Origin of the sequence: Methylobacterium sp. Leaf89 (genome assembly GCF_001422215.1) — a bacterium.
Classification (GTDB): domain Bacteria; phylum Pseudomonadota; class Alphaproteobacteria; order Rhizobiales; family Beijerinckiaceae; genus Methylobacterium.
This window is the reverse complement of sequence record NZ_LMML01000001.1, coordinates 48,096-56,227: the sequence shown is the minus strand read 5'-3', so window position 1 is coordinate 56,227 and position 8,132 is coordinate 48,096. Positions and strand designations below refer to the sequence as shown.

General features: G+C 72.8%; 11 protein-coding genes. 1 reads left to right on the top strand and 10 read right to left on the bottom strand.

Annotation, left to right across the window (positions count from 1 at the left end; translation table 11 throughout):
* Positions 1-148: 148 nt before the first annotated feature.
* From ASF18_RS00270 to ASF18_RS00250, 5 genes are all read right to left on the bottom strand, one after another.
* On the bottom strand, positions 149-427 hold the full coding sequence (locus ASF18_RS00270; RefSeq protein WP_056348304.1) for an exodeoxyribonuclease VII small subunit: 279 nt from the start codon (positions 425-427) through the stop codon (positions 149-151).
* Positions 428-606: 179 nt separating this feature from the next.
* Positions 607-1,140 carry a hypothetical protein gene (locus tag ASF18_RS00265; protein ID WP_056348300.1) on the bottom strand — a complete coding sequence of 178 codons (534 nt, stop codon included), beginning with the start codon at positions 1,138-1,140 and terminating at the stop codon, positions 607-609.
* The gene (locus ASF18_RS00260) at positions 1,140-1,742 is read right to left on the bottom strand and encodes an HD family hydrolase (protein WP_082486886.1); all 603 of its coding nucleotides are present in this window, start codon (positions 1,740-1,742) and stop codon (positions 1,140-1,142) included. The genes ASF18_RS00265 and ASF18_RS00260 overlap by 1 nt, the downstream gene beginning before the upstream one ends.
* Positions 1,739-2,374 (bottom strand): DNA-3-methyladenine glycosylase I, encoded by a 636-nt coding sequence (locus ASF18_RS00255; RefSeq protein WP_056348294.1) that lies wholly within the window; start codon positions 2,372-2,374, stop codon positions 1,739-1,741. Before ASF18_RS00255 ends, ASF18_RS00260 begins: the two co-directional genes overlap by 4 nt.
* A 50-nt stretch (positions 2,375-2,424) precedes the next feature.
* The gene (locus tag ASF18_RS00250) at positions 2,425-3,276 is read right to left on the bottom strand and encodes a folate-binding protein YgfZ (RefSeq protein WP_056348290.1); all 852 of its coding nucleotides are present in this window, start codon (positions 3,274-3,276) and stop codon (positions 2,425-2,427) included.
* A gap of 116 nt (positions 3,277-3,392) precedes the next feature.
* Between ASF18_RS00250 and ASF18_RS00245 the strand changes: the two genes are divergently transcribed.
* Positions 3,393-4,730, top strand: coding sequence for a dihydroorotase (locus ASF18_RS00245; protein WP_056348287.1), 1,338 nt, complete (start codon positions 3,393-3,395; stop codon positions 4,728-4,730).
* Between the two features lie 83 nt (positions 4,731-4,813).
* Here the strand turns inward: ASF18_RS00245 and ASF18_RS00240 are convergent, their stop codons facing one another.
* The 5 genes from ASF18_RS00240 to ASF18_RS00220 form a co-directional block, all read right to left on the bottom strand.
* Entirely contained in the window at positions 4,814-5,077 is a 264-nt protein-coding gene (locus ASF18_RS00240; RefSeq protein WP_244472504.1) for a hypothetical protein, read from the bottom strand.
* A 152-nt stretch (positions 5,078-5,229) separates the two neighbouring features.
* Entirely contained in the window at positions 5,230-5,643 is a 414-nt protein-coding gene (locus ASF18_RS00235; protein ID WP_056348310.1) for a TIGR02301 family protein, read from the bottom strand.
* A gap of 47 nt (positions 5,644-5,690) precedes the next feature.
* Positions 5,691-6,167, bottom strand: a complete 477-nt coding sequence (locus ASF18_RS00230; RefSeq protein WP_056217762.1) for an NUDIX hydrolase — start codon at positions 6,165-6,167, stop codon at positions 5,691-5,693.
* On the bottom strand, positions 6,164-7,303 hold the full coding sequence (locus tag ASF18_RS00225; RefSeq protein ID WP_056276861.1) for a hypothetical protein: 1,140 nt from the start codon (positions 7,301-7,303) through the stop codon (positions 6,164-6,166). Before ASF18_RS00225 ends, ASF18_RS00230 begins: the two co-directional genes overlap by 4 nt.
* Positions 7,296-8,018 (bottom strand): SDR family oxidoreductase, encoded by a 723-nt coding sequence (locus tag ASF18_RS00220; protein ID WP_055954102.1) that lies wholly within the window; start codon positions 8,016-8,018, stop codon positions 7,296-7,298. The genes ASF18_RS00225 and ASF18_RS00220 overlap by 8 nt, the downstream gene beginning before the upstream one ends.
* Positions 8,019-8,132 lie beyond the last annotated feature (114 nt).

The window sequence follows — 8,132 nt, the reverse complement described above, 5'->3', positions numbered from 1 at the left end:
CGCCCGCTCCGGCGCGATCTTGTCTTGCGAGGTCTTCTCTTGCGAGGTTTCTTGCCGTGACACCGAACCAACCTCACGCCCGGAGGGAAAACATGCGCGCAATCACTTGGCGCCAATGAAGAATTTCGATCGGAAGCGGAACCGCTCCCTACTCGACGTCGAGGGGCGCGACACCCGCCGCCTTGCCGTCGGTACCCAGGGTGATCTTCTGGATGCGTGCCTCGGCCTTCTGCAGCAGCCCTTCGCAGTGGCGCTTCAGCGCCTCGCCGCGCTCATAGATCGCCACCGATTCGTCGAGGGGGACATCCCCCTTCTCCAGGCGGCGCACGATGTCCTCGAGTTGCTCCAACGCCTTCTCGAAGGGCAGGTCGAGGCTCGGCTCGTCCGTACCGGACGTCGACGCAACGTCGGGTCGCGTGACACTCATTCTAAACTACCCCATGATTCTGACGGTCTAAGCCGCGGGCCCGGAAGCCGACAACCCGATCCGGCCGGTGGATCGTCGTTTCGTTGTCCGGGGCGGCGTTTGCGCCACACCTCGCCCCCCGGTTTCTGCGCGACGACAGGCGGGACGCCCGAAGCCGGATCACTTTCTCTTCGAAGTGCTTACGCGACGACTTGGAGGTCGGAGCTGAAGTCCAGCCGAAACGGCTCACCCTCGAAGGCCTCCGCGCCGCGACCGATCTCCGCGATCGCCGCGATCATGCGGCCATCGCGGTCCAGCATGCGGTCGGCGAGGGCTACGAACAGGGCGTTGGGCGTCGCCGACGGGGCGGCCGCCCGGAGCGCCTGGGCGATCTCGGCCTCGTTGCGGTCCGGGGCCAGGGCGCAGGCGACGATGTAGGCCGCCGCCGTCGAGCGGCTGATGCCCGCATAGCAGTGGATCAGCAGGGGCTGGGCCCGGTCCCAGGTTCGCGCGAAGTCGAGGATCTGCGCGATGTGGGGCTCCCCCGGCGTGACGTGTCCGTCCATCGGGGCGACGATGTCGCTGACCTCCACGACGCAGTGGCGTCCCTCCGGGATCCCCACCGGACGGGCGATCGCGGTGCCGACCTTCATCAGGGTCATCAGGTGGGTCGCGCCGGACCCGTCGAGGGTCTCGGGCAGCCGGGACAGGGGGCAGACCTGGAGATGCGGCATCAGGCGGACTCCGGGCGCGCGAGACCATGGAAACGGGCGAGAAAGCGTGCCTGCGCCACCGCGGTGGGCCAGGGGACCAGCAGCGCCTCGGCCTTGGGACCGAGGGGACCACAGGCGCCGAAGATCGCATCGGCCTCCGCCCCGGAAAATCCGGCCAGACGCGTCGCCTCGTGATAGGCGGCGATGCCGTCGGCCCGCTTGACCAGGGCGGACAGGGCCGCGCCCGGTTCGGGAAGCCCGAAGCGCTGGCGGATGGCGGTGAGGAGCCGGCGCTCCACCGCCTTGTAGGAATCGCCGATCGCCGCCTTGAAGGGCGAGATGATGTCGCCGATGACGTATTCGGGGGCATCGTGCAGCAGCAGTTCGAGGCCGTGGCCGACGCCGAGGCCCGGCGCCTCTCCGCGGCCGATGGCCTCCACCAGCAGGGCGTGCTGGGCCACGGAGAAGACGTGCGGCCCGGCCGTCTGCCCGTTCCAGCGGGCGACGCGGGCGAGCCCATGGGCGATGTCGGCGATCTCGATGTCGCGGGGGGCCGGGTCGAGGAGATCGAGGCGCCGGCCCGACAGCATCCGCTGCCAGGCGCGGCCGGGATCGCCGCTCATGCCGAGCCCCCGGCGGGCCGAGGCCCGAGGGCGGCGCAGGGCCCGTGCCGGTGGCAGCCGAGGAGGTGATCGTTGGCGAGGCCGACCGCCTGCATGAAGGCGTGGACGATGGTCGGCCCGCAGAACGCGAACCCCTCCGCCTTCAGGGCCTTGGACAGCTTTCGCGAGATGTCGGTTTCGGTGGCGATGCCCGCCCGATCCCGCGCCGTCCCCTGGATCGGCGCGCCGTCGACGAAGTCCCAGAGAAAGGCCGAGAAGCCTCGCCCGCGCGCCTCGATGGCGAGGTAGGCCCGGGCACCCGCGATCGTGCCGACGATCTTGGCCCGGTTCCGGATGATGCCGGTATCCTGCATGAGACGGGCGACGTCCGTGTCCGTGAACCGCGCGATCGCCTCCGGGTCGAAGCCCGCGAAGGCGCGGCGGAAGCCCTCGCGCCGGCGCAGGATGGTGATCCAGGACAGGCCGGCCTGGAAGCCGTCGAGGATCAGCTTCTCGTAGAGGGCACGGCCGTCCCGCTCCGGCACGCCCCATTCGGTGTCGTGATAGGCGACGTAGACGGGGTCGAGGCCGGCCCACCAGCAGCGGGCGCAGCCGTCGGGATGGTGGATCAGGCCGGAGGCGTCGGTGAGCATCGCCGAGGGGTTTAGCCGGGCGGGGCGGCGGCGTCGATGTTGGGGCTGCGTCAGCCGGCCAGCGCGATCTCGGGAAAAGCGAAGGTCGCGAAGGACGGCTTCTCGACCCCGACCGGAACCGTACCCGCCCGCAGGGGCTCACCGGCCGCCAGGGCGTCGGCGAGGCGGTCGAGGCGCACGGTGCCGAGGGCCCGGCCGCCCGCGACGCTGCCGACGGTGCCGAGCGCCCGCTGCCCGGCGGTGATCTCGGCCCCGGTCTGCAGCACCTCGTCCGAGACCGCGACCAGGGGGACGATCCGGGTCCGGGCCGTGCCGCGATGTTGCATGCGCGAGACCACCTCCTGGCCGACATAGCAGCCCTTGCGGAAGTCGACGCCGCCGAGCTGGTCCATCAGAGCCTCGTGCGGGAAGGCGTCGGACCAGGGAAAGTCGCGCCCGCCCTCCGGGATGCCGAGGGCGATGCGGTGGGCGTGGTAATCGGCCTCGGTCGCATCCGCCGAGAAGGCGCCGAGCGCGAAGATCAGGCGCTCGCCCAGCGCCCCGAGGCGGCCGTCGCGCCGGCGGGTCACCGCGGCGGCGGTCTCGGCCCCGTCCCAGGCGGCGGCCACGCCGAAGGTGGGCTCGAGAGCGATCGTCACCCGGGCGCGCAGGCGGTAGAGCCCGAGGCGCTTGGCGAGGTCGGGCGCGCGCTCGGCGGCGGCGTCGAGCTGGAAGCCCTCCGGCGTGCGGCCGACGAGGAAGTCGAACAGGATCTTGCCCTGCGGCGTCAGAAGCGCACCGAGGCGGGCCTCGCCGGGCTCGAGAGTCTCGACGTTGCAGGTCACCACGCCCTGCAGGAAGCTCGTCGCGTCCTCGCCCGAGACGGTGACGACGGCGCGGTCCGGCAGCAGGGCGATCGGCATGGCGGCTCCTTGGCACAAGCGGCGGCGGCATTGCGCCCCGTCCGGGCCTGACATAAGCCGCCCGCGACCCCGTCTCAATGTGCGTCCGGAACGCGGACGGCCCCAGGAGATTCGGAATGGACCAGCCCTTCGACCTCCTCCTCACCGGCGGCACCGTGGTGAACCAGGACGGCGCGCACCGTGCCGACCTCGGCATCCGCGCCGGACGCATCGCGGCGATCGGCGACCTCGCGGCGGCGCAAGCCGCCGAGCGGCGCGACTGCACCGGCCTGCACCTGCTGCCCGGCGTCATCGACAGCCAGGTGCATTTCCGCGAGCCGGGACTCGATCACAAGGAAGACCTCGAATCGGGCTCGCGCGCCGCCGTCATGGGCGGCGTGACCACGGTGTTCGAGATGCCGAACACCAACCCGCTCACCACCAGCGCCGAGGCCCTGGCCGACAAGGTCGCCCGGGCGCACCATCGGATGCATTGCGACTTCGCGTTCTGGGTCGGCGGCACCCACGAGAACGCGCATCGGGTTCCCGAACTCGAGCGCCTGCCGGGCGCCGCCGGCATCAAGGTGTTCGTCGGCTCCTCCACGGGCTCGCTGCTGGTCGAGGATGATGCCGGCGTCACCGAGATCCTGAAGCGGACCCGCCGGCGCGCGGCCTTCCACGCCGAGGACGAGCCGATGCTGCGGGCGCAGAAGGATCGGCGCGTGCCGGGCGACCCCTCCTCGCACCCGGTCTGGCGCTCGCCGGAGGCGGCCCTGAAGGCGACGGAGCGGCTCGTGCGCATCGCCCGGGCCACGGGAGCCCGCATCCACATCCTGCACATCTCCACGAAGGAGGAGATGGCGTACCTGGCTGACGCCAAGGACGTGGCGACCTGCGAGGTCACGCCCCACCACCTCACCCTCGACGGCGACGAGGCCTATGCCCGCCTCGGCACCCTGGTGCAGATGAACCCCCCGGTGCGCGGGGCCGACCACCGCGACGGCCTCTGGCACGGCCTGTCCCAGGGCGTCGCCGACATCCTCGGCTCAGACCACGCGCCGCACCTCCTCGAGGAGAAGGCCAAGCCCTACCCGGATTCGCCCTCGGGCATGACCGGCGTGCAGACCCTGGTGCCGATCATGCTCGACCACGTCGCCGCCGGCCGGCTGTCGCTCGCCCGCTTCGTCGACCTCACCAGCGCCGGCCCCAAGCGCCTGTTCGGCATCGCCCGGAAAGGGCGGCTCGCGGTCGGCTACGACGCCGACGTGACGGTGGTGGACCTCAAGCGCCGCGAGACCATTCGCAACGACTGGATCGCCTCGAAATGCGGCTGGACGCCCTATGACGGCGTCACCGTGACGGGCTGGCCGGTGGGCACCCTGGTGCGCGGCCACGGCGTGATGTGGGAGGGGGCCCTGACCGCGCCGTCCCGCGGCGAGGCGGTGCTGTTCGAAGAGGCCCTGCCTCGGGCCTGAGTCCGGCGCAGCAAAAAGGGCAGGCACCCGGCGCCTGCCCTTCGGTCGTCCGCGCCGGTGAAGCGCCGCGGCGCCCGGCTTCGTTAATGCTGCGGACTGGTGGTGAAGGCGCCGCCGCGGATGCGGTCCGGGAAGCCCTCGGCGTAGCGGGCCGTGGCCTCCTCGCCATAGGTCGTGACGAGTTCCTGGAAGGCCGCGAACAGGGCGGCCTGGGCCATGCAGTCGCCGTCGAGCCCGTCGAGACAGCCCTCGGCGAACGCTTCCGAGACGTAGCTCAAGGCGACGCGCTTGTCGTCGAGATCCGCTTCGAAGGGCGCGGAGACCGTATCCATGTGCATGGGCCACATCATCGTTTGCGCCGGTGAACGACCCGGCGAGTAACCACGAGGATAGGGCGATCGGAGGAGTTCGCAAAGCCAGGAATTGCGAAGCGGTTAACGCGGGCACTCAAATTCTTCGTTTCCGCCCGCGGCCCGCACCCTGTGGCCAACCGGCATCACTACCCGCCGAACCGGCTCGCCAGGGCGTGCGACAGGCGCTCGCCCTCGGCCACGTAGCGGGCGGCCGCCTCGTTGGCCGCGGGGGTGCAGACCCGGTAGGTCAGGCTGTAGCCGCGATAGCCGCGATTGTAGGCGCCGGCGAGCCGGTCGCGCCGGCTCGGGGTCACGCCCTCGGCCTCCATCAAGGCCTTCATCCGGGCCGGCCACTCGGCGGCATCGGGCGCGGTGCAGAGGTCGCGCAGGAAGGCGAGGGAGCCGATGACCTCCGAGAGACGGAGCAGGTCCCGGTCGTAGGGCGCGGGCGGCGGTTCGGGCGCGGGCGGCGGCTCCTTCTCCTTCTCGGACGGCTTCGGCGCAGGCCGGGACGAGCCGCCGCGGGATTGCTGGGCGAACCCGGCCTCCGGCCCGGCCATCAGCACGGCGAGGCCGCACAGGATCACGATCCCCGCACCACGAACCGTCACGCCGCGGGCTCCGCGCGTGGGGCGGCCCGGACGAAGGCCTCGCGAACGGTCGCGGCGAGGCCGGGGGTCGTCGCCAGGGTCTCGAGTTCGGCGAGGGTGGCCCAGCGCACGCCCAGGGCTTCCGGGCCGGCCGCCGGCTCGCCGCCGGTCCAGAGGGCCGCGTGGGGATGGACGACGTAGTGGTGGCGCACGCGGCCCTCGGGGTCGCGCAGGATGATCTCTGTGGGGCTGAGCACGCCCACGACCTCGGCCGACAGCCCGACCTCCTCCTGCAATTCGCGCAGGGCCGCCTCGGCCAGGGGCTCGCCCGCCTCGACGAGGCCGCCGGGAAGGGTCCAGACGCCGCGCATCGGCTCGTTGGCCCGGGCGGCGAGGAGCACACGGTCGTCGCGCAGGACTGCGATCGAGGTGCCGACGAAGGGCCGCGTCGGGAACAGGCGCGACGCGGCCGCCTCCGGATCGGTCCCGCTCACGGCGTCACCACGGCGATGCGCCCGTCGGAGAGGCCGACGAGGAGGCGGGTGGCGGGGCCACGGCCGAGGCTGGCCAGCCCGAAGGCGGCGAGGCCGGGCAGGGGGGCACGCGACCGCTCGCGGACGCCCTCCTTCAGGGAGAGGATCGCCACGGCGCTCCGGTCCGCGATCGGCAGGGCCAGCTCGGGCGCGCCCTCGCGCTCCGGCTCGACCAGGGCCGCGAGGTCGACCTCGCCCTCGCCCGGGGAGACGTTGGTGTAGCCCGGCGCCTCCCGGGCCAGGCGCAGGGCGCCGGCCTCCAGGGCCCAGAGCTGCAGCTGGCCGGCGCCGTCGGGGGCCGCCACGGTCGCGATCTGGGGCCGGCCGGTGCCGGAGAAATCCGCGATGGCAGCCGGCTTCAGGGGCTGGCCTCCCGGGCCGGTGGCCTGCTCCGGACTGCGGGCCAGCAGGGTCCAGGCGACTCCGGGCGTCGCCGCGGCACCGGGCTCGGCCTTGGCGAACAGGGCGAGGGCGGCCCCGCCGGCGGGCGCGACCGTGACCGCGAGGACGATGGGCTTGCCGTCCAGCCGGGCGATCCGCGGCCGGCGAAGGGCGAAGGCCGCGTCGGGTGCGGCCGAGAGAGGGGTGGTCACGACCGGCACGGGCTTCGGGTCGCCGCCCATCGCCACGGGCTGACGCTCGCGGATCACGAGGGTGCCGGCCTGCTCGGGGCCGCCGGCCAGGGCCGGCCGGGGATCCGCCAGATGGGCGCTCAAGGCGCCGGAGACCGCGCGCCGGGAGCCGGGCAGGGCGCCGCGCGGGGTCTCGGTGGCCGCCAGCCCCTCCACCGCCTCGGCGCCGAGCAGGGTGGTGGTCACCTGCCCGTCGACGAGGCTGAGGGCCGCGCCGCCGGCATCGCCCCAGACCACGGCGATCGGCGCCTCGGGCTCGACGACCGCCGGATTGGCGCTGCGGGAGCGGGCGAGGGGCAGCAGGCCGGAGGTCGCCACCGCGATCGCGACCTCGCTGCCGGGCCCCCGCAGGGCACGGGCTCGGAACGGCAGGTCGAGGATCGCCACCGACGGCTCCGCGCCGGCGGGGGATGCGGCGATCAGGAGCCCGACGAGAAGCGCGCGGCGCGCCCCCCGTTCAGACATGCTGGCCGCCGTTGATGTGCAGTTCGGCACCGTTCACGTAGGAGGAGGCCTCGGTGCACAGGAAGTAGATCGCCTTGGCGACCTCGTCGGGCGTGCCGAGGCGGCGCTGCGGGATGCCGGCGACGATCTTGTCGGTGCCCGGCGACAGGATCGCGGTGTCGATCTCGCCGGGCGAGATGGCGTTCACGCGGACGCCGAGGGGGCCGAAGTCGCTCGCCATCTCACGGGTCAGGCCGGCCAGGGCCGCCTTGGAGGTACCGTAGGCAGCGCCCGCGAAGGGATGTACGCGGGAGCCCGCGATGGACGTGACGTTGACGATGGAGCCCTTGGCCCGGGTCAGCTCCTCGCAGAGGCCGCGGGCCAGGAGGAGGGGGGCGAAGAGGTTGACCTGAAACACCCGCTGCCAGTCGCCGAACTCGGTGGCGATGGCACCCAGGCGCTCGCCCTGCGGGCCCTTCGGCGAGATGCCGGCATTGTTGACCAGCGCGTGCAGGAGGCCGCCCTCGGCGGCCAGGCGCCCGGCCACCTCCTCGATGCCCCGCACCGTATCCTGGGGGTCGGACAGATCGACCTGGAGGTGATCCTCCGGGCCCATCTCCCAGGGACAGTTCTCCGGGAAGGGATGGCGCGAGCAGGTGATCACCCGCCAGCCGGCGGCCGAGAACCGTTTGACGGTGGCGTGGCCGATCCCACGGCTCGCCCCCGTGAGCAGCATGATGCGCCGGCGTTCGTTGGATGAGGCCAAGACCGTTCCTTCAGGATCGGGAGGCGTCCGGCCGGCGGAACCGCCGTGCCGCCGAGAAACCCCCACGCCACCCCCAGGTCTAAG

Coding starts and splice junctions, on each gene's coding strand:
- ASF18_RS00270 (WP_056348304.1), bottom strand. CDS start 427: ATGAGTGTCACGCGACCCGACGTTGCGTCGACGTCCGGTACGGACGAG.
- ASF18_RS00265 (WP_056348300.1), bottom strand. CDS start 1,140: ATGCCGCATCTCCAGGTCTGCCCCCTGTCCCGGCTGCCCGAGACCCTC.
- ASF18_RS00260 (WP_082486886.1), bottom strand. CDS start 1,742: ATGAGCGGCGATCCCGGCCGCGCCTGGCAGCGGATGCTGTCGGGCCGG.
- ASF18_RS00255 (WP_056348294.1), bottom strand. CDS start 2,374: ATGCTCACCGACGCCTCCGGCCTGATCCACCATCCCGACGGCTGCGCC.
- ASF18_RS00250 (WP_056348290.1), bottom strand. CDS start 3,276: ATGCCGATCGCCCTGCTGCCGGACCGCGCCGTCGTCACCGTCTCGGGC.
- ASF18_RS00245 (WP_056348287.1), top strand. CDS start 3,393: ATGGACCAGCCCTTCGACCTCCTCCTCACCGGCGGCACCGTGGTGAAC.
- ASF18_RS00240 (WP_244472504.1), bottom strand. CDS start 5,077: ATGTGGCCCATGCACATGGATACGGTCTCCGCGCCCTTCGAAGCGGAT.
- ASF18_RS00235 (WP_056348310.1), bottom strand. CDS start 5,643: ATGGCCGGGCCGGAGGCCGGGTTCGCCCAGCAATCCCGCGGCGGCTCG.
- ASF18_RS00225 (WP_056276861.1), bottom strand. CDS start 7,303: ATGTCTGAACGGGGGGCGCGCCGCGCGCTTCTCGTCGGGCTCCTGATC.
- ASF18_RS00220 (WP_055954102.1), bottom strand. CDS start 8,018: ATGCTGCTCACGGGGGCGAGCCGTGGGATCGGCCACGCCACCGTCAAA.